Origin of the sequence: Deinococcus pimensis DSM 21231 (genome assembly GCF_000519345.1) — a bacterium.
Taxonomy (GTDB): Bacteria; Deinococcota; Deinococci; order Deinococcales; family Deinococcaceae; genus Deinococcus_A; species Deinococcus_A pimensis.
Window position 1 is genome coordinate 55,809 of the sequence record NZ_KI912670.1, and the last position, 853, is coordinate 56,661.

1 protein-coding gene is annotated in these 853 nt (G+C 74.4%); it reads left to right on the top strand.

All coding sequences use genetic code 11. From position 1 onward, the window contains the following. Nucleotides 1–74 precede the first annotated feature (74 nt). The coding region (locus DEIPI_RS32795; RefSeq protein WP_045234741.1) for a 3'-5' exonuclease at nt 75–853 on the top strand (779 nt) is incomplete at its 3' end.

The window sequence follows — 853 nt, forward strand, 5'->3', positions numbered from 1 at the left end:
ACGCTCACGCTGCTGCGCGGCGCCCGCCCGCCCGCCCTTGCCTGAGCGCCGCGCGCTCCCGCTAGACTCACCGCATGAGCGCGGCTTCAGCGGACGTCCCCCACCCCTGGCTGGACGGCGAGGACCCCACGACGGGCATCGTGAGCGTCCACGCCGACGCCCGCGGGGACGCGCTGGTGTGGCGGCGCGTGGACGGGCGCGTCACCTGGAGCCGCGAGCGCTTCCGGCCCTTCGTGTTCGCCCGGCACCTCGACGACCTCGCGCACGTGGAGGCCCGCGTGGGCGCGGGCGAGCACGCCGAGTTCGGCGTCACCACCCTCACGGGCGACGAGGGGAGCCTGCGCTTCCTCGTGCACGCGAGGAGCGGCGTGGCGCTGAGGCGCGAGCTTCTCGCGGGCGCGTCGCGCAGGCTCGGACGGCCCGTGGGGAGCCTGCACGACCTGCGCGACTACCACGTGCTCGGACCCGTGGAGCAGTACCTCTCGGCGACGGGCCGCACGTACTTCAAGGGCATGACGTACGCGGACCTCGCGCGGCTCCAGTTCGACCTGGAGACCACCTCCCTCGACCCCGAGAAGGGGCGCATCTTCATGGCGTCCCTGCGCGACAACGCCGGGCACGAGGTGGTGCTCGAAGCCCCGCGCGAGGAGGACGAGCGCCGCCTCCTCCTCGACCTCATGGCCGCCGTGCGTGCTCGCGATCCGGACGTGCTGGAGGGCCACAACGTCAGCGCCTTCGACCTTCCCTTCCTGCTGCGCCGCGCCGAGGTGTGCGGCGTTCGGCTCGACCTGTCGCGCCGCCCCGGTCCACCGGGCGTGTGGCGCGCGCAGGACGGGCGGCGCAGACCGCACTG